19 protein-coding genes are annotated in these 21,471 nt (G+C 65.5%); 9 read left to right on the forward strand and 10 right to left on the reverse strand.

The window, feature by feature from the left end:
• Nucleotides 1-671: 671 nt before the first annotated feature.
• The 5 genes from JJ918_RS05185 to rnd are packed head-to-tail and all read left to right on the forward strand — an operon-like array spanning nt 672 to nt 5,396.
• Complete coding sequence (locus tag JJ918_RS05185; RefSeq protein ID WP_291884196.1) at nt 672-1,289, forward strand: TetR/AcrR family transcriptional regulator; 618 nt, start codon at nt 672-674, stop codon at nt 1,287-1,289.
• A 45-nt stretch (nt 1,290-1,334) separates the two neighbouring features.
• Nucleotides 1,335-2,108, forward strand: a complete 774-nt coding sequence (locus tag JJ918_RS05190; RefSeq protein WP_291884198.1) for a 1-acyl-sn-glycerol-3-phosphate acyltransferase — start codon at nt 1,335-1,337, stop codon at nt 2,106-2,108.
• 36 nt (nt 2,109-2,144) lie between these two features.
• Complete coding sequence (locus tag JJ918_RS05195; protein ID WP_291884200.1) at nt 2,145-2,882, forward strand: 1-acyl-sn-glycerol-3-phosphate acyltransferase; 738 nt, start codon at nt 2,145-2,147, stop codon at nt 2,880-2,882.
• Nucleotides 2,879-4,201: an MFS transporter gene (locus JJ918_RS05200; RefSeq protein ID WP_291884202.1), complete on the forward strand. Its 1,323-nt coding sequence runs from the start codon at nt 2,879-2,881 to the stop codon at nt 4,199-4,201. Before JJ918_RS05195 ends, JJ918_RS05200 begins: the two co-directional genes overlap by 4 nt.
• Nucleotides 4,202-4,235: 34 nt before the next feature.
• Nucleotides 4,236-5,396 carry a ribonuclease D gene (rnd, locus tag JJ918_RS05205; protein WP_291884205.1) on the forward strand — a complete coding sequence of 387 codons (1,161 nt, stop codon included), beginning with the start codon at nt 4,236-4,238 and terminating at the stop codon, nt 5,394-5,396.
• 20 nt (nt 5,397-5,416) lie between these two features.
• On the opposite strand, the gene JJ918_RS05210 is transcribed toward rnd, so the two are convergent.
• The 6 genes from JJ918_RS05210 to JJ918_RS05235 all read right to left on the reverse strand — a co-directional run bounded on the left by JJ918_RS05210 (nt 5,417) and on the right by JJ918_RS05235 (nt 13,968).
• Entirely contained in the window at nt 5,417-6,004 is a 588-nt protein-coding gene (locus JJ918_RS05210) for a hypothetical protein (protein WP_291884207.1), read from the reverse strand.
• Nucleotides 6,005-6,068: 64 nt separating this feature from the next.
• Nucleotides 6,069-8,372 (reverse strand): EAL domain-containing protein, encoded by a 2,304-nt coding sequence (locus JJ918_RS05215; protein WP_291884209.1) that lies wholly within the window; start codon nt 8,370-8,372, stop codon nt 6,069-6,071.
• Nucleotides 8,373-8,491: 119 nt separating this feature from the next.
• Complete coding sequence (locus JJ918_RS05220) at nt 8,492-10,018, reverse strand: Ppx/GppA family phosphatase (RefSeq protein ID WP_291884212.1); 1,527 nt, start codon at nt 10,016-10,018, stop codon at nt 8,492-8,494.
• Between the two features lie 5 nt (nt 10,019-10,023).
• A complete protein-coding gene (locus tag JJ918_RS05225; protein ID WP_291884214.1) occupies nt 10,024-12,201 on the reverse strand; it encodes an RNA degradosome polyphosphate kinase in 2,178 nt (725 codons plus the stop codon).
• Nucleotides 12,198-12,878 (reverse strand): hypothetical protein, encoded by a 681-nt coding sequence (locus JJ918_RS05230; protein ID WP_291884216.1) that lies wholly within the window; start codon nt 12,876-12,878, stop codon nt 12,198-12,200. The genes JJ918_RS05225 and JJ918_RS05230 overlap by 4 nt, the downstream gene beginning before the upstream one ends.
• Nucleotides 12,879-12,900: 22 nt before the next feature.
• On the reverse strand, nt 12,901-13,968 hold the full coding sequence (locus JJ918_RS05235) for a DUF2066 domain-containing protein (RefSeq protein ID WP_291884219.1): 1,068 nt from the start codon (nt 13,966-13,968) through the stop codon (nt 12,901-12,903).
• Between the two features lie 132 nt (nt 13,969-14,100).
• On the opposite strand from JJ918_RS05235, the gene purM reads away from it, so the two are divergent.
• Both purM and purN read left to right on the forward strand, forming a co-directional pair.
• Nucleotides 14,101-15,141, forward strand: a complete 1,041-nt coding sequence (purM, locus tag JJ918_RS05240) for a phosphoribosylformylglycinamidine cyclo-ligase (protein WP_291884221.1) — start codon at nt 14,101-14,103, stop codon at nt 15,139-15,141.
• A 15-nt stretch (nt 15,142-15,156) separates the two neighbouring features.
• A complete protein-coding gene (gene purN, locus JJ918_RS05245; protein WP_291884223.1) occupies nt 15,157-15,807 on the forward strand; it encodes a phosphoribosylglycinamide formyltransferase in 651 nt (216 codons plus the stop codon).
• A 16-nt stretch (nt 15,808-15,823) separates the two neighbouring features.
• On the opposite strand, the gene JJ918_RS05250 is transcribed toward purN, so the two are convergent.
• Nucleotides 15,824-16,564, reverse strand: coding sequence for a class I SAM-dependent methyltransferase (locus JJ918_RS05250; RefSeq protein WP_291884225.1), 741 nt, complete (start codon nt 16,562-16,564; stop codon nt 15,824-15,826).
• A 107-nt stretch (nt 16,565-16,671) separates the two neighbouring features.
• Between JJ918_RS05250 and arfB the strand changes: the two genes are divergently transcribed.
• Nucleotides 16,672-17,088 (forward strand): alternative ribosome rescue aminoacyl-tRNA hydrolase ArfB, encoded by a 417-nt coding sequence (arfB, locus tag JJ918_RS05255; RefSeq protein ID WP_367277642.1) that lies wholly within the window; start codon nt 16,672-16,674, stop codon nt 17,086-17,088.
• On the opposite strand, the gene JJ918_RS05260 is transcribed toward arfB, so the two are convergent.
• Nucleotides 17,085-18,323 (reverse strand): tetratricopeptide repeat protein, encoded by a 1,239-nt coding sequence (locus JJ918_RS05260; RefSeq protein ID WP_291884227.1) that lies wholly within the window; start codon nt 18,321-18,323, stop codon nt 17,085-17,087. The two genes, arfB and JJ918_RS05260, sit on opposite strands and share 4 nt — an antisense overlap.
• Before the next feature lie 130 nt (nt 18,324-18,453).
• Between JJ918_RS05260 and JJ918_RS05265 the strand changes: the two genes are divergently transcribed.
• Nucleotides 18,454-19,917: a S41 family peptidase gene (locus tag JJ918_RS05265; RefSeq protein ID WP_291884230.1), complete on the forward strand. Its 1,464-nt coding sequence runs from the start codon at nt 18,454-18,456 to the stop codon at nt 19,915-19,917.
• Here the strand turns inward: JJ918_RS05265 and JJ918_RS05270 are convergent.
• Together JJ918_RS05270 and ndk are read right to left on the reverse strand one after the other, a co-directional pair.
• Nucleotides 19,914-20,531 carry a LysE family translocator gene (locus JJ918_RS05270; protein ID WP_291884232.1) on the reverse strand — a complete coding sequence of 206 codons (618 nt, stop codon included), beginning with the start codon at nt 20,529-20,531 and terminating at the stop codon, nt 19,914-19,916. The genes JJ918_RS05265 and JJ918_RS05270 overlap by 4 nt on opposite strands.
• 151 nt (nt 20,532-20,682) lie before the next feature.
• Complete coding sequence (ndk, locus tag JJ918_RS05275; RefSeq protein ID WP_271187692.1) at nt 20,683-21,105, reverse strand: nucleoside-diphosphate kinase; 423 nt, start codon at nt 21,103-21,105, stop codon at nt 20,683-20,685.
• Between the last annotated feature and the right edge of the window lie 366 nt (nt 21,106-21,471).

Here is a 21,471-nt window from a genome sequence, read left to right on the forward strand (position 1 = left end):
TAAGTTTCCGATATCCGCTCCACAAACCGTCATCCTGACGAAGGTCAGGACCCAGATCGTAAAGGGAGATTTGGGCCAGGCGGGCTCGGATCGTACTGCGCCATCATGGGGGATAAGTGCGAGATCGCGACCACCCGGCTCTATGAACTGGGCCCTGACTTTCGTCAGGGTGACGGTGCTTGGTGGCGGCGTTTGCGCTCTGTCTTCCAACCGCCTCACTTTTTCCCGGACGGAGGCCCGCGCAAGCAGGCTGCAGATCCGGGACCGACCGGAGATCGTTTCAAGCGATGAGCTTCCCGTAGATCCCGGCTCTCCGCCCGGCCTTCGCCGGGCATTCGACCGGGAGAAAACGAGGTCTTCAGGGGGGTGGTGGCTTCAGCACCCCCTCTCCCCCGACCGGGGAGAGGAATCAAAGGTGAGAGGCGGCCGCGCAGCGGCCTGCTCAAGACTCGTCTCAGCGCTGCCGCGCGCCCCTCATCCGCCCTGCGGGCACCTTCTCCCCGGACGGGGAGAAAGAAAACTCAGCGCGATAATCAATAAAATTCAATTCTCTAACACCAGAACCCGTATGTAAGTAATTATTCACTTGCAATTCTACGAACACCATTTCATAAAATGCGTGAATGATCGTTCACACGATCCTGCAACACGGGACGAAAGCGATGACCGGAATGCTGAGAACTGACCTGTTCGACGGTGTGGATGCCAATACCGGTGTGACGGCGAAGGCCGGTACGACCAAGGCGCGGATCGAGCGGGCAGCGCTGATGCTGTTTGCCCGGCACGGGATGGACGGGGTGTCGATCAAGCAGATCGCCGGAGCCTGCGGCATATCCGACGGCGCCATGTATCGCCACTTCAAGTCCAAGGATGCGCTGGGCCGGCAGATGTTCGAGGCGATCCATGCCCGGCTGGAAAGCCTGGTGACAGACAATCTGGCCCCGGGCGCCTCGCTGGAGGATATCGCCCGTGCCCTCACCCGGGCCTATTGCCACCTGGCGCAGACCGATCCGGCGCAATTTGCCTTCCACCTCACCCACCGCAATTATTTCATCGCGGCGTCGGGCGATGGCGGGGCCGACCCGTCCGACCTGATGACGGCCTGTGTAGCCGACGCGATGGCGCGCGGCGAAATCCCCCAGGGCGATGCCGAACTGAAATCCGCCATGGCGCTGGGTGTGGTGATGCAGGCGGCGGAGTATTCGCTCTACGGCCGGATCGCCAGACCGCTCACCTACTATGTGGACGACTTCACCCGCGCGATCATGGCCGTGCTGCACACCGCCTGATCCACCCGATTTTCCAATGACTTCCAACAGCCAAGGGAGGCCGTGATGCGGTCCTTCGTGTTCAACTGTGCCTACTGGTTCCTGTCCGGCGTCTACGCCATCCTCTGCGCCATCTTGGCGCTCGTGCCCGGCCGCCGCGTGCTGATGCACGGTCTGCGCTCCTACTGCCGCGCCACGGTAATTCTGATGCGCGTCGTCTGCGGCATCCGCGTCGAGGTACGCGGCACGCCGCCGAAAGACCAGCCGGTGATCATCGGCGCCAAGCACCAGTCCTGGGGCGACGGCATCGTGATGATGGCCAAGTGCGGCGATGTGAATTTCGTCTGCGGCGACCACATGCTGAAATTCCCGCTGATCGGCTGGGTGCTGAAACGCTGCGGCGCGATCGTGCTGTCCAATGGCGGCGGCGCGGAGGCGCAGAAGAGCCTGGCCGAGGGTATTGCCCGCTCGCAGGGCGAAGGCCGCCCGCGCCCGGTGCTGATCTATCCGGAGGGCCATCTCACCCCGGTCGGCGAAGGCTTGCGCTACCGGTCCGGCGTGTGGCGCCTGAGCCAGGCTCTGGACCGGCCGATCGTGCCCGTCGCCACCAATCTGGGCCAGTGCTGGCCGCTACAGGGCTGGACCAAGTTTTCCGGCACGGCGGTGATCGAATTCATGGACCCGATCGCCCCAAGTGCCGACCGCGATGCGGTGCTGGCGGAACTGGAAAGCCGCGTCGAGGCCCGCTCGCGCGAACTGGAAGCGGAATACGCGGCCCGGTTTGCGCCGCGTGAAGAACGCGCGCAGTCTTCCAGCCGTCCGGTCCGGAGCTGCGCATGAGACGCGGCCAGGGCCCGGCCGCACCCGGGGAGTGTCATGCGATCGACCGTGTTCAACATCCTGTTCTATGCCTGTCTGGCCGTGTTCGTGCTGATCGCGGCCGCCCTGACCCTGCAACCCTCGCCCCGGCCCGTTCGCGCCGTCATGCGCACGGCCTGCCGCACGGTGCGCGGCCTGATGCGATGGGTGCTGGGTATCCGTATCCAGGTGCGCGGCACGCCACCGGCGGGCCAGCCGGTGATCATCGCCTCGAAACACCAGTCCTGGGCCGACGGTTTCATGATGATGGCGGTTACCGGCGATATCAATTTCATCATCGGCACGGCAATCGCCAAGTTTCCGCTGGTTGGCCGCATCGTCGCCCGTTCGGGCGCGACCATGGTCAACTCGCCCGGCGACCGCGCCTCGGACCAGTCGATGCAGGACGTGCTCAACCGCGCGGCCGACGATCCGCGCCCGCTGCTGATCTATCCGGAGGGCAATCTGGCCGCAGTCGGCGAGGCCAAGCGCTACAGGAAGGGCGTGCACCTCATGTATGAGACACTGAACCGCCCCGTCGTGCCCGTCGCCACCAATATGGGGCTGCGCTGGCCGAAGAATGAATGGGTCAAGCATCCCGGCCCGGCAGTGATCGCGTTTCTCGATCCGATCCCGCCGGGCCTGCCGCGCGATGCCTTCCTGCCGCGCCTGATGACCACGATTGAAACCCGCACCCGCGCCCTGGAGGCCGAGGGCCTCGCGCAGGGGCGTACCGACACGGAGACAGTGTCATGAGTGCCAAGATTGCCGCCCGTCTGGTCACGCAGAAGCGTTTCCTGCCCCTGCTGGTCGCCCAGTCGCTGGGCGCCTTCAACGACAATTTCTTCCGCTATGCCCTGGTCACGCTGATCACGTTCGAAGGCCTGACCCTGTTCGGGCTGGACCGGCTGACCCTGGTCTCGGTTGCCGCCTCGATGTTCACCGTGCCGATCTTCCTGTTCTCGGCCGTCGCCGGCCGCATGGCCGACAAGTTCGACCGCACGCGCATCATGCGTTTTGCCAAATTCGCCGAGATCTGGCTAATGGCGATCACGGCCCTGGGTTTCATCCTGGAACAGCCGCACCTGTTGATGACGGCGCTCTTCCTGATGGGCACGCAATCGGCCTTTTTCACCCCGGCCAAGAATTCCGCCCTGCCCACGCTTCTGACCGACACCGAGCTGGTGCCTGCCAATGCGCTGATCTCCGGCCTGCTGAACGTTTCGGTGCTGATCGGCATCGGCACCGGCACCTGGCTGATCACCCAGTCCTTCGGACCGCAGGCCGTGGGCGGCGGGCTGGTCGTGATGGCGATCATCGGCTGGCTGGCGATCCGGCAATTGCCGCAAGCGCCCGCCTCGCAACCGGACATGCCGCTGACCGTCAACTTCATCGGCGAGACAATTCGCGTGCTGGGCTATGCGCTGAAAGCGCCGGCCGTGCTGCGGCCGCTGATGGGTGTGGCCTGGTTCTGGATGCTGGCCGCCTCGATCATCACGCTGATGCCGGTCTTCACGGCCTCGGTGCTGGGCGCGGACGAAACCGTCGTATTGCTTTTCTCGGCGCTGTTCACGGTCGGCGCGGCGATCGGTGCCATGGCGTGCGGCGCGCTGAGCGGTGACGGCGATGCCCTGCCCTTCTCGATCGCCGGTGCCTTCGGCGTCGTGATTTTCGCCGGGGATGTCGCCCTGCACACCTGGTCCAACCCGCTGACACCGGAAAGCGCGCCGCTGGTCTCTGCAAACGCCTTCCTGGCCGAGCCGGCCAATCTGCGCATCCTGATCGATCTGGGCATGGCCGCCGTGTCGGCCGGTCTCTTCGTGGTGCCCCTGCAGGCCATGGCCCAGCGCCGCGCACCGGCCGAGCTGCGCGGCCGGCTGCTGGCGGCGGGCGGGATTCTCAATGCCGCCACCGCGACCGCCGGACAATTCGTGCTGGCAGCCATCGCCGCCCTGACCCTGCCGATCCAGACCGCCTTCCTGGTGATCGCCGCGATCAGCCTGCTGGCGGGTCTGTTTATTCTCTGGCGGCAATCGCTGCGCTGGCGCTCCCCCCCCGACTCGCCTTCGAGATAGTCAAAACGCTCGTACCACGCTAAACGGCGGCTCCATGAATATAATCACGACGACAAAGGGCCTGGAAAAGGCCTGTGACGACCTCCTCCAGAATCCCTACATGGCTGTCGACACCGAGTTCATGCGTGAAACGGTGTACTGGCCGCAGCTCTGCCTGATACAGGCGGCCGGCGGCCCGACGGAAGTCATTATCGACCCGCTGGCTGACGGTCTCGACCTGGAACCCTTCTGGGAGCTGATGGCGGATGAGCGGATCATCAAGGTCTTCCATGCTGCACGGCAGGACCTGGAGATCTTCTTCCACCGCGGCGGCGACAGCCTGATCCCGCATCCGATGTTCGACAGCCAGGTCGCCGCCATGGCGCTGGGCCTGGGCGACTCGATTGCCTATGACGCGCTGGTGAAGGCGCTGCTGAAACGCCCGATCGACAAGGGTCCGCGCTTCACCGACTGGTCGCGCCGCCCGCTGAGCGACGCCCAGCTGGAATACGCCATGGCCGACGTGACCCATCTGCGCGATCTCTACCCGATCATGCAGGAGCGCCTGGAGAAGAAGGGCCGGGCCGAATGGCTGGCCGAGGAAATGAAAATCCTCACCAATCCGGACACCTACCGCCTCGATCCCGAAGAGAGCTGGCGCCGGATGAAGCTGCGCAAGAATTCGCCCAAATGGCTGGCGGCGCTGCGTGCCGCTGCCGCCTGGCGCGAGACCGAGGCCCAGACCCGGGACATGCCGCGCCAGCGCGTGATGAAGGATGATGCGATCTACGAGATCGCCGGTGTCGCGCCGACAACGCCGGACCAGCTCACCGGGCTGCGCGCCGTGCCGAAAGGCTTCGAGCGCTCCTCGCCGGCCCGCCGCCTGTTCGAGAAAATGTCGGCTGCCCTGGCCGCGCCGGAATCATACGCACCGAAATACGAAAAGTCCGCACCGCCGCCGCAGGGCACGGGGCCGACCGTGGAATTGCTCAAAGTGCTGCTGAAATTCGTCGCCGAGGATGCCGGTGTCGCGCCGCGCCTGATCGCCACCGTGCCGGATCTCGAAAAGATCGCCAGTGGCGATGACGAAGATGTCGCCGCGATGACCGGCTGGCGGCGCGACGTGTTCGGCGAACCGGCCCGCCGTCTCAAACGGGGCGAACTGTCGCTGACGCTGAAGGACGGCAAGGTCTGCGTTTCCGAGGTGAAAGCCTAGAGCGATCAGGTGATCACGCTTTAGGCCAAAGGCTTGAGCCTCGCATCCCAGGCACTGCCGCCATTGGCATAGAGCGGCAGGCCCGGCGGTGGCAGCAGGATGTTGTTCCAGTAGACATGCACCAGATCGCGCAAGGGGTCGTCGAGACGCTCAATGAGGCCGCGCGCCAGTTCCGGCATGGCGAAGAAGACAAACTCGCCCAGCGAACAGCACAGCCAGCTCTCGAAACCCGACGCCGGGCCGTCCGGATCATAGGGGTTCGGGACGGCCGTGGTGCACAATGTGTGGAAGCGGACATAATCCTCGACGTCCCAGCCGGCAAAGTCGAGGCAGTCGGACGGTGTGCGCAGATGATCGTGGATCGCCTCGCGCCAGCCGGCTTCGGCTGCACGGTCCGGCCAGGTCTCGCGCAAAAACTCAGCCACCGCGCCAGCCGGATTTCGAAGGACAAGGCCGGGGTGTTCACCGCTGCCGCCGCCGATAACCAAACCGCCGCGCGGACAGGAAAACTCCTGCGGCGGACCGTCGATATCTTCAAGCGGGCGGTAAACCGGCAAATAGCCGAAATAGCCCACAAGCTGGTGTTTATAGCCGTCGATAAAGCTCACGCCGCCATCCCTTGCGATCCGTCCCGTCCCAGATAACGCGCAGCGCGTGCTGTGGCGAGCCCGGTCAGCCGGCGCGGCTCATTCTGAGACCGCCCTCGCGGCGCTCGGCCTCGACATGCGCGACCAGCGCGTCCAGCGTCAGTGGACGTGCGAAGAGATAGCCTTGAGCCTGGTCGCAGCCGATAATGCGCACGGCCTCGAACTGGCGTTCGGTCTCGACGCCCTCGGCAACCGTCGTCATCTGCAGGGCCCGGGCGAGCGCGTTGATCGAGCCGACGATGGAGATGGATTGCGGCTCGCGGTCCAGCGGTTCGACGAAGGAGCGGTCGATCTTCAGCTTGTCGAAGGCGAATTTGCGCAGATAGCTGAAGGAGGAATAGCCGGTGCCAAAATCGTCCAGGCTGATTTTCAGGCCGATATCGCGAAGCTTCTGCAGGATGTTCAGGTTCGCATCGGTATCCGCCAGCAGGACGGATTCGGTGATTTCCACTTCGATACGGCCCGGATCGACCCCGTAGCGCGTCAGCGCCTCGATGAAAACGGCGGGCAGGTTGGGATTGCGCAATTGTACCGGCGACACGTTGACGGCCAGGCAGATATCGTTATCGATCCGCGCCGCGGCCGCGACAACCGACCGGATCACCCATTCTCCCATCGGCACGATCAGTCCGCTGCGCTCGGCCAGTTCGATGAAGCGGTCGGGCGGCACATTGCCGTGTTCCGGATGGGTCCAGCGCAGCAGCGCCTCGCAACCGGTGGTCCGGTTCCGGTCGATGTCGATCAGCGGCTGATAGACCAGATGGATCTGGTCGTTGTCGATCGCCGCCCTGAGGTCCCGCTCCATCCGCATCAGCGCCTGGGCCTCGATGTCCATCGTCCGGTCGAACTCGACGACATTGCCCTGCCCGCTCGCCTTCGCACGATAGAGCGCAAGGTCGGCCTGGCTCAGCACTGCCTGGACGCAGGTATCACCGGCACCGAGCTGACGGATGCCGATACAGGTCGAACAATCCACCACGGCGTCGTCGATCGTGATCGGCAGCTCGATCGCATCGACGATCTGGCGTCCGATATACTGGGCCTCGCGACCCGGATCGGTCAGAACAATGGCAAATTCGTCACCGCCCATCCGGCACACGATGCCAGCCCGCCCCACAACATGGCGCAGGCGGCTGGCGACGGTCACCAGCACGCGGTCGCCCACCCCGTGTCCCATCGTGTCATTGATGACCTTGAACCGGTCCAGGTCCAGCAATAACAGGCTCGTACGGCCGTCCGGCAATTGCATGCGCTGATCGAGCAGTGCCGAAAGCGTCGCCCGGTTGGCGAGGCCCGTCAGGGTGTCGTGCGAGGCCAGATACTCGATCTTTTCGGCGCTCTCGCGCGTCGCGGTAATATCGGAGGCCACGCCCTGGTAGCCGGTGAAACGCCCGTCCTCATAGCGCGGCTTTCCGGTCAGGCTGACCCAGCGCACGGTGCCATCGCCCTTCAGCCGCAGCTCGCGATCCGAGAAAGCCTCTTCGCCGGCCATCAGATGTGCCAGTTCGCTGGCGGCCACACCCCGTTCGAACAGAGACAGCAGCGCTGGCGCAGGGTGATCCTCCGAACGGATATTGTCCGGATCGAAACGCGGCAGGCCGGACCGGATCCGGCCCGACGTGTCGGTGCGCCATAGCCAGTCGGAGGCGGCCTCCTCGAAATCATGCAACAGCAGACCGATCAGCTCGGTCTGCTGTTGTGCGACACGCTCGCCCAGCAAGCGGTGGACAAATTCCGAATGGGACCAGCGGACCGATTGCGCCAGCACGCCGGAATAGACCAGCAGGAGTGCGGCGACATAGAGCTCGACCGGATCCGGGTTCCGGAACAGGGCGACAAGCGAGCCTGCGGTAATGATGCCGATCCATGCCATCGCCGCGCGCGGCAGGCTGGACAGCATGAAGGCACCGCCGCACAGCATGCCGACCGTCACGGCAACGACGGCCGCCTGAAACGAGCCCGACATGGAATTGTAGAACAGGATCGGGAAAGCCGCCCAGACCAGCGCCAGGATCGAACTGTCGCGCAGATTACGGCTGATCGACCGTTCCGAAGCCGCGGGGCGCAGCGGACGCCGGCGTTTACGCAGCCAGCCATAAAGGAGGAAGAGATTGGGTGCGGTGATGGCGAGCGCCCAGAACAGGCCGGACCACATCTGGCTGGTCTGTATCATCACACCCGCAACCAGTACCGCATTGGCAATATTGGCCCCGGCCGCAACCGGGCTGAACCGCTGAAACGCGTCCAGCTGCCGCGCCCGCACCCAGCCTGCCACGTCCTGCGGCACCGGTACGGGCGCGAAAAGATATTCCCCTAAACGCTTGAACATATGTCCGCAAAGCCGGTTTATCCCGCGACCATACTGTCGGACAAACCTTACGCCACTGTAAGAAGCCGCCGGCTTTTGCAGTCCACGGCGAGGATAAATTATAACCGGCCCGCTGCGTCCTAGACGTATTCGGCACGCCCTTCGCGGCCGATGGCACGGGCCAGATTGTCCAGCAGGGACAGGGATCGCTCGACATAAAGGTCACGCACGCTCTCATCGACCGCCAGGCAGACCTCGGCCGGTGTCACCGTCAGGGTGAAGCGGTCCAGCAGACGCGGTGCCCGGCCGGACAGTTTGGCGCCCAGACGCAGCGCACAGCCCATCATCTGGGCGACATTGTGCTGCACCTCGCTCAACAGCTCGAATTCGGCATGCGGCTCCAGCTCGCTCCGCTTGCCGGCATAGCGATAGTGCAAGGCAGCAGCCAGGAAGGCCCGTTCGGCATGGGTGACACCGGCAAAGGGCGCATACAGCACAGTATCGCGCGCCAGCTCGGCCCGGTGGTCGGGATGGAAGCGCGCACCCAGATCGGTCAGTCGCGCTCCGGCCTCCTGCAGCACCCGGTCGCGCGCCGGATCGAAGGCCGTCTCCACCTCGCGCATGGCCGGTGCGATCCAGGCGGCGAGTGCCCGGCCGAAATCCGGCGAGGGTGAAGACGGACGGGCCATCGTCTCGGCCCCCGCGATCAGCGGATCGGTCGCCAGAAGGTCAGGTGGCAGGCCCTCGGCCAGCACCCCTTCGCGCACGCCATAGGCCGAGAACACGACGCGCCCGAACCCGCCATGCCGGATCACCCGCCGCAGGAGAAGCGCGGCATAGGGCAGCGTCGTAACCCGGCGTGATGACAGTCCGGGCACACCGGTCAGCGACGCGGCGCTTAACCGGGTCGCCAGCCGCGCCAGTTCCAGCGCTTCGGCGGCCGACAGCTCGAACTGGTGTACGACGTGCAGCGGATGGTCGAACCGCGCAAAGGCCAGTTGCGCCATGGCACGCCAGGCCCCGCCCACGGCATAGAAGGTGCCGCCCTGTCCCGTCAGGACACCGCCTTCGGCCAGGCGTTCATCGATCACGGCCTGGGCCGCCGCACTGTCGAAGAGATCGCCGGAAAGAACCGCCTGCGGTCCAAGCTCGAACGTTTTGCCCTCGCCCACCGCACCATCGGCGATCGGCGTGAGTTCCAGGCTGGACCCGCCCAGATCGCCCGTCACGCCACGCGCATCGGGGATGCCGGTCAGCACACCCATCGCCGACAGGCGCGCCTCGTCCTCGCCGGACAGGATCCGGATATCCAGGCCGGTCAGCTCCGCGGCTTCCGCGACAAAGGCTCGACCATCGACGGCGTTACGCACGGCAGCCGTAGCCACGACATGCCGCTCACGCACGCCCTTGGCGTCCAGCAGGCGCTGAAAGCGTTTGAGCGCGCGCAGGGCGATGTCCCGGCCTTCCGTATGCAGCCGCCCCGTCTCGCGAACGCCGCGGCCCAGACCGGCCATCACTTTCTCGTTGAAAATCGGCCAGAGCGCCCGCCCCTCGACCCGGAAATGCACCAGGCGCACCGAGTTGGAGCCGACATCGATCACCGCGATATCGCGATGAATGGCGGTTTCCGCAATCAGCGGCTCGATCGGCTGGATGACGTCGTCCAAGGCGGTCAGCTGCCGGTACTGCCGGTCAGCGTCGGCGGCTGGTCGTTCTTGAGCGCGTGGCCGCGGCCGGACAGGCTGGGATTGGTCATGAAATAGGCGTGCGCACTGAACGGCTTGTCGACATTGGCCGTGTCCACCCGGTGATAATCGCCCTCTGAATCCATATACCAGCTCTGATCGGTATCATTGAGATTGGCGACCATGATCTGGTCCAGCACCTGGCGGTGCACGGTGGGGTTCTGGATCGGGCAGAGATGCTCGACCCGGCGGTCCAGATTACGCGGCATCCAGTCGGCGGAAGAGATGAACACCTTGGCCGCCGGCGACGGCATCGCGGCGCCGTTGGCAAAGCACACGATGCGCGAATGCTCGAGGAAACGGCCAACGATGGATTTGACGCGGATGTTCTCGGACAGGCCCTTGATCCCCGGACGCAGGCAGCAAATGCCCCGCACCACGAGTTCGACACGCACCCCGGCCTGGCTGGCGCGATAGAGCGTATCGATGATTTCCGGATGGACGAGCGAGTTCAGCTTGGCCCACACGGCCGCCGGCTTGCCGGCGCGGGCATTCTCGATCTCGCGCTCGATATGTTCGAGGATGAATTCCTTCATGCCGATCGGCGAGACCGACAGCCGCTCCAGATTTTCCGGACGCGCATAGCCGGTGACATAGTTGAACACCCGCCCCGCATCGCGCCCGAAGGCCGGGTCGGCGGTGAACAGCGACAGGTCGGTATAGATGCGCGCCGTGATCGGGTGGTAGTTGCCGGTGCCGAAATGGGCGTAGGTGCGCAGGTCCGAACCCTCGCGCCGCACCACCAGCGAGATCTTGGCGTGGGTCTTGTACTCGATGAAGCCGTAGACGACCTGCACACCGGCGCGTTCCAGGTCGCGCGCCCATTTCAGGTTCGCTTCCTCGTCAAAACGCGCCTTCAGCTCGACCAGGGCGGTGACATTCTTGCCGCTCTCGGCCGCCTCGATCAGGGCCGCCACGATCGGGCTGTCCTTGGAGGTGCGGTAGAGCGTCTGCTTGATGGCGATGACGTCGGGATCGGCCGCCGCCTGGCGCAGGAATTCCACCACCACATCGAAACTCTCATAGGGGTGGTGGACGATGATGTCCTTCTCGCGGATCGCCGAGAAGCAATTGCCGCCATGATCGCGGATCCGTTCGGGATAGCGCGGCTCATAGGGTTTGAACATGTGATCGGGCCGGTCGTCCGGGATCAGCTGACCGATCTGGGCCAGGCCCAGAAGACCGTTCACCGGTACGATGTCCTGCGGGCCGGCATGCATGTGCTGGACGATGAGGTCGCGCAGCGCCGGCGGCATGCCGGTTTCCATGGTCAGGCGGACCACAGCGCCGCGGCGGCGCTGTTTGAGAAGGTTCTCGAATTCCAGCATCAGGTCTTCGGACTCTTCCTCGACCTCGATATCGCTGTCGCGGATCACCCGGAAGACGCCCTTGCCGACCACTTCATGACCCGGAAAGAGCGTGTCGACGAACAGGGTCAGCACCGCTTCCAGCGACATGAAGCGCCGGTCCGGCCGGCCGCCATCGCGGCGCGCGCGTGTCGGCAGTTCGACAAAGCGCTTCACCCCGCTGGGCAGCGGGATCAGCGCATTCATCAGCTTGCCCGTGCCCTGTTTGCGCAATTGCAGCGCCAGAGCAAAGCCCAGATTGGGGATGAAGGGGAAGGGATGCGCGGGGTCGATCGCCAGCGGCGTGATCACCGGCAGGGTGTGTTTGAGAAACTCGCCGCGCAGCCAGGCCTCGTCGGTCTTTGATATCTGGTGCGGTTCGAGGACTTTTACCCCGGCCCGGCCCATCTCCGTCCTCAGCTTGCGCCACAGGTTCTGCTGCTTGAGCATCAGCTCGCCCGCCAGCGCGTGGATCTTCTCCAGCTGCTCGGCCGGGGTCAGCCCGTCGATACTGGTGGCGGTGACACCGGAGTGCATCTGCGCGCGCAGACCCGCGACGCGGACCATGTAGAACTCGTCCAGATTGCTGGCCGAGATCGACAGGAAACGCAGGCGTTCGAACACCGGATGGTTCGGATTCTCCGCCTCCTCGAGGACGCGCAGATTGAAGCGCACCCAGGACAATTCCCGGTTCAGGTAACGCGCAGGCGACTGCATCAGCGCGTCGATGTCGGCGATATCCCGGGCCGGGAGGTTCATTCCGTCTCTCCACTGTCCTGCCAGGTGTCCAGCACTTCCCGCGCAATAGCACGTGTTATTGGCGTTTTCTTCACGAGCGCCAGCTTGTCCATCCGCTCGACGATGCGGCGTACGGCCGTGGCCGAACGCTCCATGCGCGGCAGCAGATAGTCTATCACGCCGGGCCGGATCGGGGCGCCCCGGTCCTGCAGCTGTTTCTCGATCAGCCGGGTGAGCAATTCATCGTCGGCTTCGTGCAGATCTGCATGCGGCAGCGCCCGCAGCCGCGATACCAGATCGGGCAATTGTGCCGGCCACAGCACCGGCGGTTTGCGGGCCGTCAACAACAGGGCCGGGATATCGCCCTCGGCTGCACGGTTGAGCGTGTGGAACAGCGCGTCATCATCCAGGGCACGGTCGATGTCTTCCACCAGTACGCGGCGCCCCGGCGCAATGTCCGCCAGCCGTTCGGCCAGATCGGCAGCCTCGACGATCTCCGCCTCGCAGCGCAGCGCCCAGACCGTCGCCAGATGCGACTTGCCAGCCCCTTCCGGCCCGATCAGCGCCATGACATTGCGCGGCCAGTCCGGCCAGCGGCCAAGTGCGGCCAGCGCCTCGGCATTGGACGGGCCGAGGATCAGGCTCGACGCGCTGAAATCCTCGCGCGCCGGCAGATCGAGTGCCAGTTGGGGTGTCATGTCGGCCCGCCGGTTCAAGGGATCACCGGGTGGCCAGCACCACCCAGCCCAGTTCCGGGTGTTCTTCCAGTGCGGCGCCGCGTTCGGCAAGTTCCGTGACCAGCTGGTCCAGGGCCCCGCGATACTGCACCGTCATGCGCGCGCCGTCGCGCGACAGCGCATCGAGCTGGGCATTGCGCACCAAGGAGGCACGCGCCAGCGCGGTCTGCAGACGGCGCCATTCGTCGATACCGCTGTAGAGCACCGTGACGCGCATCTCGGTCTCTTCCATGTCGCGCACAATGCTCTGGCGCTTCCAGGCATCCTCGCGCTCGATCACGAAGAAATCCGCCGCCTCGGCCCAGCCGCCATAGAAACTCATCGGCCCCCAGGTATCGACGGCCATCGTCCCGTCCTGGGCAAACTCCACCATATAGCCGCCAGCCCGCACCGCCTCGGAGGGCTGTTGGGCCGCGCGCAGGATCGCGATCCGGGTGACGCCGTACTGCATGGCCAGCGCACCCAGGGACGCCTCGTCCAGCTGCAGCGCCTGGCGCGCGGTGATCGGCGCCGTTTCCGGATCGGCGGACGCCAGCATCATCGGCGTCAGCGCATGACGGAAGCGCCGGCTCTGCCAGGCCTCGCGCCAGGGATTGTCACGCCACAACACCAGGTCGCCGCCGGCATCCAGCACCGGCAGGACAAGGGTCGCGCGCGCCGGACTGTCGACAAAGGGAATACCGTAGTTCTCCAGGACGCGTGCCACCGAGCGGCGATGGAAGCCGACATCCAGCTTGGCGAGATAACGCGTGGAGCTGCGCTGCTCGTCGCGAATCTGCAGGCCGGAGATCATTTCCGCGATGATGGCGTCGTCCAGGGCAAATGCGCCGCTGTCCAGCGGTGTGCCGGCCCGGTCCTCGGCCAGGGTGAGACGCTCGATCAGCCGGCGGGCGGCGAGGCGCTGGCCCTGCTGCATCGCACGCGTCTGGGCCTGCAGGGCATTGTCGGCGGTCGCATCGATCTCCACGCCGGTGACCGTATAGGGGTCGTCCGCCTGCGCCGCTGCCAGCGGAACAAGGGTGAGACACAAGGCAGCGAGAAGGAATCGCACGGCAGGCTCCTGTCAGGTTCGGATGTCGCGCCACTATAACCGGACGCAGTCCCGCGTGAAGCCCGTGGCTTGCGTCTGGAGCGGGTTTCGACTGTACTCCGCCGCACTTTGACAGAAGGCTGGGGAATCGGCATGGCCGGAACCGATGATAGCGGACGCAAGAACGGGCTCACCTATGCGGACAGCGGGGTCGATATCGACGCCGGCGATGCCCTGGTCGACCGCATCAAACCGCTTGCCGCCGCGACGCGCCGGGCCGGCGCTGCGGCCGATCTGGGCGGTTTCGGCGGCGCTTTCGATCTCAAGGCAGCCGGCTATCACGACCCGATCCTGATTTCCGGCACGGACGGTGTCGGCACCAAGCTGAAGCTGGCAATCGCGACCGGCATTCTCGACACGGTCGGCATCGACCTCGTGGCGATGTGCGTCAACGACGTGCTGGCCCAGGGCGCCGAACCGCTCTTCTTCCTGGACTATCTGGCGACCTCGAAGCTCGACCCGGCCCGTGGCGAGGCCATCGTCAGAGGCATTGCCGAAGGCTGCAAACAGTCCGGCTGTGCCCTGATCGGCGGCGAGACGGCCGAAATGCCCGGCATGTATGCCGAGGATGATTTCGACCTGGCCGGCTTTGTTGTCGGCGCGGCCGAACGCGGCCGCCTCCTGCCCGATCACGACGCCATGAAGGCCGGCGATGTACTGATCGGTCTCGCCTCCTCCGGCGTGCACTCCAACGGCTTCTCGCTGGTCCGCAAGGTGATGGAAGTCGCCGGACTGAACTGGTCTGACCCGGCCCCGTTCGAGCCGGGCAAGACGCTGGGCGAAGCCTTCCTGACGCCGACGCGGCTCTATGTGAAATCCTGCCTGCCCCTGATCAAGTCCGGCCTGGTGAAGGGCCTGGCCCACATCACCGGCGGCGGTCTGGTCGAGAACCCGCCGCGCATGATGCCGGACGGTCTGGAAGCCCGGATCGACTATTCCGCCTGGACCCTGCCGCCGATGTTCCAGTGGCTCGCCGAGACCGGCGGGATCGAGGTCCATGAAATGCACCGTACCTTCAATTGTGGCGTCGGCATGCTGCTATGCGTCGCACCGGAGACTGCGGATGCGGCCCTCGAGGCGCTTGCCTTGACCGGCGAGCGCGCCATGATTGTCGGGCAAGTCGAGACAGCCTGACCCAGGATAATCCCGATGGCGAAGACCAAGATCGCCGTGCTCATTTCCGGGCGCGGTTCGAACATGCAGGCGCTGCTGGAAGCGGCGAAGGACGAGGCTTTCCCGGCCGAGATCGTGGTGGTTGCCTCGAACCGGCCCGACGCGCCCGGCCTGGCCGTTGCCGAAGCGGCGGGTATCGCGACCGAAGTCATCGACCATCGCGACTATGATGGCCGCGAGGCCTTCGAGGAAGCGCTCGATTCGACGTTGAAGATGTACGGCCCGCGCATCGTCTGCCTGGCCGGCTTCATGCGCATCCTGACGCCGTGGTTCACCGAGCGCTGGCGCGACCTGCTGATCAATATCCACCCCTCCCTGCTGCCGGCCTTCAAGGGATTGCACACGCATGAGCGGGCGCTGGAAGCCGGCGTGCGCATCCATGGCTGCACGGTGCATTATGTGCGCCCGGAAATGGATGACGGCCCGATCATCGGCCAGGCCGCCGTGCCGGTCCTGCCCGGCGACACGCCGGACACGCTGGCCGCGCGCGTGCTGGAAGCCGAGCACAAGCTCTATCCGCAATGCGTCGCCCTCGCCTGCTCCGGCAAGGCGCGGGTTGCCGGCGAACGCGTCCGGCTGCAGGTCCGCGAATTCGGCGCCGAATTGCTGATGAACCCGCACGATTGACGGCCGCCGCCGACGCTCAGCGCCTTTGCGTCAGATAGCCGGCGATATCGAGTGCCTGAAAGAAGCGGACCGGCGGGGCGAAGCCCGCAGTTTCAAGCAATTCCGTCAGACGGGCTTCGCTGACCGGGTGAAAGTCGGCAGCCATCCGCTCCACGGTCCGCGCTGCGAGCGAGGGATCGGGCGCAACCGACTCGATCCAGTGACTGAAAGCCGGACGCGCTGCGTCCTCGAACAACAGTCCGAGATCGGCCAGGATCAGCGGTGCGCCGGGCCGGACACGGTCGGCCAGATCGGCAAAATAGCGCGCCTTCTCGCCATTGTCGGGCAGGAAGTGGGCGACCAGAACGCTCAGCGCTGCATCATGCCGGTGCAGCGGTGCGTACTCACCCAGTGTGCTGATGCGGAAGTCGACCTGTTCCAGACAGCCCAGCATTTCCGCCCGGCGGCCGGCAATGGCCAGCATGTCGGGCGATGGATCGACAGCGGTGAAACACCATTTCGTCGACTGGAAGGCCAGTTCGGAGAGTTCGGCGCCGGTGCCCGCCCCGCTCAGCAGGATGGATGCCGCGCCGCGTCCAATCCGCGCCGCCAGGACGGGTGCGATCAGTTCCTGCAGCACCGAATAACCCGGCACGAGACGCCGGATACGCGCATCATAGGACCTGGCACCGGAACCGGAGAAACGCCCGCTATCCGGGGCGGACTGGCCTGCCGCGGCGCGGGCCGCAGCAGGTGGGATTTCGATGGAGTGTGTCATGGTCTCCGGATAGCATTATTGCGAATGTGTCGCAATTGCATTTCTTCGTCTTGCCCTTTCCGTGCGCAGCGCCGAAACACGTCGCAGGAAAGGAGGCGAGCGGTTCCATGCGCATCACCGACACGCTGAGCATCGACGAGAGCGAAATCGAGGAACGCTTCCTGCGCGCCTCGGGCCCGGGCGGCCAGCACGTCAACAAGACCGAGAGCGCCGTCCAGTTGCGCTTCGATGTCGCCCGTTCGAGCCTCGAACCGGGTGTGAAGCAGCGGCTTGTCCGGCTGGCCGGCTCGCGCATGACCCGCGAGGGCGTCCTGGTGATCCGGGCGGAGAACCAGCGATCCCAGGACCGTAACCGGGCCGAGGCCCGCGAGCGCCTGCGCGTGCTGATCGAACGCGCCCTCACCCCGCCCAAGCCGCGCAAGAAGGCCCGCCCGTCACTCTCCTCCATCCGCAAGCAGAAAGAAGCCAAGGCCCGCCGCTCGCAAACCAAGGCCATGCGCCAGAAACCGGCACCGGACAGCTAGTTTTCAGAGGCTGCACAGAGCTCCGGATCGCCGGTCCGGGCGGCGCCTTCCGCGCACAGCGCGTCGGCCGCGGCCGGATCGCCGGTTTCCCGCAGCAGGGCAGCGAGTTCGGTGGTGGCGGCGCGGTTATAGGGGTCCCAGTAGAGCACGCGGCGATACCAGAGTTCGGCGGTCACGGGATCCTCACGCAGGGCATGGCCGCGCGCGATGCTCAGCCCGGTCGGGCTGTACCAGGGCCGGATCAACACGGTCTGTTCGTCATAGACCCGGCTCATCGCCTCATAGGCTCGCTCCAGATAGGTCAGCGCCAGATCGGCCTCGCCCTTGAGAGCGTGGAGGTCCGACAGGTTAACCCAGGCTTCCCAGGCATCCGGGTCGAGCGTCAGGGCGCGGTTGTGCGCCTCGATCGCGCCGTCGAGATCGCCCTGCGCCGACAGGGCCAGTCCCAGCGCCCGGTAGCCCAGCGGGTATTCAGGGTTCGAAGCTATGGCCTGCCGCGCGAGAGCTTCAGCCCGTTCCAGCTGACGGGCGGCCGCGGTTTCGCGTGTCTGACCGGACGCCAGCGCCGCACCGATCCGCGACTGCCCGGCCTCACCGGGCCAGTCGTCCGGCCGGGCGCGGATGACGCGCTGGGTGATCGTGTTGGCAAGCCCGGCGAGCGCCCGCGGACTGTCGGGCTCAAGCGCCAGCGCGGCCTCGTAGAGCCGCATGGCGGCATCATTATCGCCGGGCTGGAACTGGTAGTAGAAATCGTCCGCGCGATCGGTCAGGCTTTCAGCACGATCCGCGGGTGCACCGGGCGGAGCGATACGGTCGCGCACCAGCCAGAAGACCGGAAAGGCTGCCAGCAGCACCAGCGCTCCCACGACGCCGCGCACCCAGGCGGGAACCGCCCGCACCGGCGCCGGCAGGCTTTCCGGCTCGGCCGGCACCAGCAGGCGATAGCCGCGCTTGGGTACGGTCGCAACATAGCGCGGCGAACGCGCCGGATCGCCCAGAGCCCGCCGCAATTTCCAGACACAGCGGCCAAGCGCATCGTCATTGACCGTGACGCCGGGCCAGATGCGTTCGGCGATCGTCTCGCGCGACACCACATCGCCTTCGGCTTCGGCGAGCAGGCACAGCAGGTCCATCACTTTCGGCTCGACATCCTGGCTGCCGCCGGGACCGCTAATCCGGCCGGCCCGCGGTTCGACACGCCAGTCTGCGAGCTTGAATGCCCTGCCGTACTTCATTGATTTTACAGTCCCCTTGCCCCGGTCAGAAAAAGGTCAGACCATCAGGAAGATTGGGTCATGGCCTTTTGTCAGGCGGCGCCCCCAGTGTCCGGGCAGCCCCACCTGAAAGAAGACACGGGAGACCGGGATGCTCAAGAGCCTGACCCTTTGCACCGCACTGATGACAGCCGTCGCGGCACCGATCGCCGCACAGGCCCCGACGCCGGACACAGTCTATGAGGCCGACGTGGTCCGCGCCGATTTCGACCAGCTTTATGCCGGCTTGCGCGCGGCGCATTTCGACCTGTTTGCCGTCACGCCACAGGCCGTATTCGACCAGCGGCACGAGGAAATGCGGGCCGGTTTCGACCGGCCGATGACCCGCCTCGATATCCGGCGGGAGTTCCAGGAATTCACCGCGCTGGCCCGTCATGCCCATGCGCGTATCGACTTCCCGATGGAGGCCTATGGCGCCTTCCGCGCGGCTGGCGGCCGCGTCCTGCCGCTGACGATCTCGATCCGCGAAGGCCGCGTCTTCGTGGAGACACGGGCGGCGGCCCTTGAAGGCCTGGCGCCGGGCGATGAAATTCTCGCCTTCAACGGCCAGCCGAACACGGTCTGGATCCCGGCCCTCACCCGGCACCTGTCGGCCGAGACGCCGCGCTTTGCGCACACCTTGCTGGAAACCTATCTGCGCGGCCTGGTCTGGCTGGAATGGCCGGAGATGACCGAGGTCACGCTCGAGGTGCGTCATGCCGACGGATCGGTGGAAACCCTCGTCCTGCCCTTCCTGAGCGGTGACGCACTGGCGCGGGCTGAAGCGGGCGAACAGCCTTTCAGTCTCGATGGCCGCGAGGCCCGCATGATCGGCAGCGATATCGCCTATCTGCGCCCGGGGCCGTTCTACAATACCGAGCCGGACGGGAATGTCTGGGATACGACGGGCTTCGCCGCGTTTGTCGATAACAGTTTCAACGACTTCCAGGCTGCCGGCGCGGAAGCGCTGATCCTCGATCTGCGCGACAATCCCGGTGGCGACAATTCCTTCTCCGATCCGGTCATGGCCTGGATCGCGGACCGGCCCTTCCGCTTTGCCTCGCGCTTCACCGTCCGGGTCAGCGAGGAGACGACCGCGGCCAACCAGGCCCGCCTGGACACGCTGCCGGAGGGTGGAGGCGGCATGTCGGCGACCTATGCTAACCTGTTTGCGGCGCATGCGCCGGGCGAGACGGTGGAGATCGACCTGCCCTACGCTCAGCCGCGCCCGGAGGGAGACCGGTTCGAGGGACAGGTCTATGTGCTGGTCAACCGCTACAGCTTCTCCAATGCGGTGGCCGTGGCGGCGCAGGTCCAGGACTACGGATTCGGTGTCGTGACCGGCGAGACGACGGCCGACATGGCCACCACCTATGGCGCGATGGAGCAGTTCACCCTGCCCCGTACCGGCATCATAGTGGGTTATCCCAAGGCCCATATCGTACGCATAAACGGTACATTGGAGTCACATCCGGTGACACCGGACGTCGCCCTCGACTTCCCCGTCCTGCGCGGACCGGAGGATGTCGTTCTGAACCAGCTGGTCGCGCAGGTCCGCACCGCGCTCGACGGCTAGCCTTTCAGGATGATGGCGATCGTGGCGAGCAGGAGAAGCGCGATCGCGAAATTGAGGATGCGGGCGTGGCGGCGATCGGTCAGGAAGCGATTGATCACGCCGCCCGCCAGCAGCCACATCAGCCCGCAGGGCGCACCGAAGAGCAGGAAGGTCGCCATGAACAGCATCGCCCGCTCGCCCGCCGTGTCGGCCAGGGCGATATAGGCGCCGGCCGTCGAGACCGTCATCAAAAGCGCTTTCGGATTGACCCACTGGAAGAGCGCCGCCTCCCAGGTGCGGAAGGGCCGCGAGCGGCGCCTGGGCGCCTTGGCGTCGCCCGGCTCGGCCGGACGCGCCAGCCCGGCCCGCACGAAGGCGAAGGCCATCCAGGCCAGCCACAGCGATCCGCCCACCTTCACCACATCCAGCGCTACCGGATAGCGGGCCACGAGTGTGCCCAGGCCGAACACGGCCGCAACCAGCAACAGGTTGAAGCCGATCTGCACGCCCAGGAAATGCGGCACGGTGCGGCGCACGCCGAACAGCGCCGAGGAGGACATCAGCATGAGATTGTTGGGGCCCGGCGTGGCCGACATGGCGACGACAAAGCCGACCAGGCTGAGATAGAGGGCCATGTCCATACTGTCTCCCCGCGCGCAACGTGAAGCGCAGGTAGGAGGCGCGGCTGCCCGTATCAATGCCGCAGGGACAAAAAGCGGCGGACAAAAAGAAAGGGCCCGGCGATCGCGCCGGGCCCTGTCCTGCAGTCTGATAGGAAAGTCCGGCTTAGCCGACGATCTCGTCGTCGGAGAAGAAGAACTTGATCTCTTCGGCAGCGGTTTCCGGCGCGTCGGAACCGTGCACGGAGTTTTCGCCGATCGACAGGGCGAATTCCTTGCGGATGGTGCCTTCGGCGGCTTCGGCCGGATTGGTGGCGCCCATCACTTCGCGGTTCTTGGCAATGGCGTCTTCGCCTTCCAGCACCTGCACGACGACCGGTTCGGAGATCATGAAGTCGACCAGTTCACCGAAGAAGGGACGCTCCTTGTGCACCGCGTAGAAGCCTTCGGCCTGCTCGCGGGTCATGTGGATGCGCTTGGACGCGACGACGCGCAGGCCGGCCTCCTCGAACTTGGCGATGATCTTGCCGGTCAGGTTACGCTTGGTGGCGTCGGGCTTGATGATGGAGAAGGTGCGTTGCAGCGCCATGGGAAAGGTCCTCGAAGACTTTTGTGACTGTCCGGGCAAACCGGCCTCTGGGATTCGCGCGGCTTATAGCGGCGCTTGCGCCAGGCCACAAGCCGCGCGGCAGAGACATTCCAGCAAGGGGTGCGGTGAAGCGGTTTTCCCAGGTTTCTCATTTCCCCCGGCCCCGGCATAAATCCGGAGCAGGTGAGTTTGAAATACCTTTTTGCTTCTCCCGGCGGGACGCCCGCGCAGGCGGGCGGGAGAGCCGGGATCTACCGGACCAGACCTCAAGCGATGTGTCTCCCGTTGGTCCCGGACAGCGCTGACGCGCTTCCGGGAGAAATGCGCTTGTTGGAAATGCGTCTGTGCGAACCCCACCCATCAGCC

Origin of the sequence: Maricaulis sp., from assembly GCF_017642925.1 — a bacterium.
GTDB lineage: Bacteria > Pseudomonadota > Alphaproteobacteria > Caulobacterales > Maricaulaceae > Maricaulis.

Excerpts from the sequence above, each read along its gene's own strand:
- JJ918_RS05185 (WP_291884196.1), top strand. The coding sequence starts at position 672 with ATGCTGAGAACTGACCTGTTCGACGGTGTGGATGCCAATACCGGTGTG.
- JJ918_RS05190 (WP_291884198.1), top strand. The coding sequence starts at position 1,335 with ATGCGGTCCTTCGTGTTCAACTGTGCCTACTGGTTCCTGTCCGGCGTC.
- JJ918_RS05195 (WP_291884200.1), top strand. The coding sequence starts at position 2,145 with ATGCGATCGACCGTGTTCAACATCCTGTTCTATGCCTGTCTGGCCGTG.
- JJ918_RS05200 (WP_291884202.1), top strand. The coding sequence starts at position 2,879 with ATGAGTGCCAAGATTGCCGCCCGTCTGGTCACGCAGAAGCGTTTCCTG.
- rnd (WP_291884205.1), top strand. The coding sequence starts at position 4,236 with ATGAATATAATCACGACGACAAAGGGCCTGGAAAAGGCCTGTGACGAC.
- JJ918_RS05215 (WP_291884209.1), bottom strand. The coding sequence starts at position 8,372 with ATGTTCAAGCGTTTAGGGGAATATCTTTTCGCGCCCGTACCGGTGCCG.
- JJ918_RS05225 (WP_291884214.1), bottom strand. The coding sequence starts at position 12,201 with ATGAACCTCCCGGCCCGGGATATCGCCGACATCGACGCGCTGATGCAG.
- JJ918_RS05230 (WP_291884216.1), bottom strand. The coding sequence starts at position 12,878 with ATGACACCCCAACTGGCACTCGATCTGCCGGCGCGCGAGGATTTCAGC.
- purM (WP_291884221.1), top strand. The coding sequence starts at position 14,101 with ATGGCCGGAACCGATGATAGCGGACGCAAGAACGGGCTCACCTATGCG.
- purN (WP_291884223.1), top strand. The coding sequence starts at position 15,157 with ATGGCGAAGACCAAGATCGCCGTGCTCATTTCCGGGCGCGGTTCGAAC.
- JJ918_RS05250 (WP_291884225.1), bottom strand. The coding sequence starts at position 16,564 with ATGACACACTCCATCGAAATCCCACCTGCTGCGGCCCGCGCCGCGGCA.
- arfB (WP_367277642.1), top strand. The coding sequence starts at position 16,672 with ATGCGCATCACCGACACGCTGAGCATCGACGAGAGCGAAATCGAGGAA.
- JJ918_RS05260 (WP_291884227.1), bottom strand. The coding sequence starts at position 18,323 with ATGAAGTACGGCAGGGCATTCAAGCTCGCAGACTGGCGTGTCGAACCG.
- JJ918_RS05265 (WP_291884230.1), top strand. The coding sequence starts at position 18,454 with ATGCTCAAGAGCCTGACCCTTTGCACCGCACTGATGACAGCCGTCGCG.
- JJ918_RS05270 (WP_291884232.1), bottom strand. The coding sequence starts at position 20,531 with ATGGCCCTCTATCTCAGCCTGGTCGGCTTTGTCGTCGCCATGTCGGCC.
- ndk (WP_271187692.1), bottom strand. The coding sequence starts at position 21,105 with ATGGCGCTGCAACGCACCTTCTCCATCATCAAGCCCGACGCCACCAAG.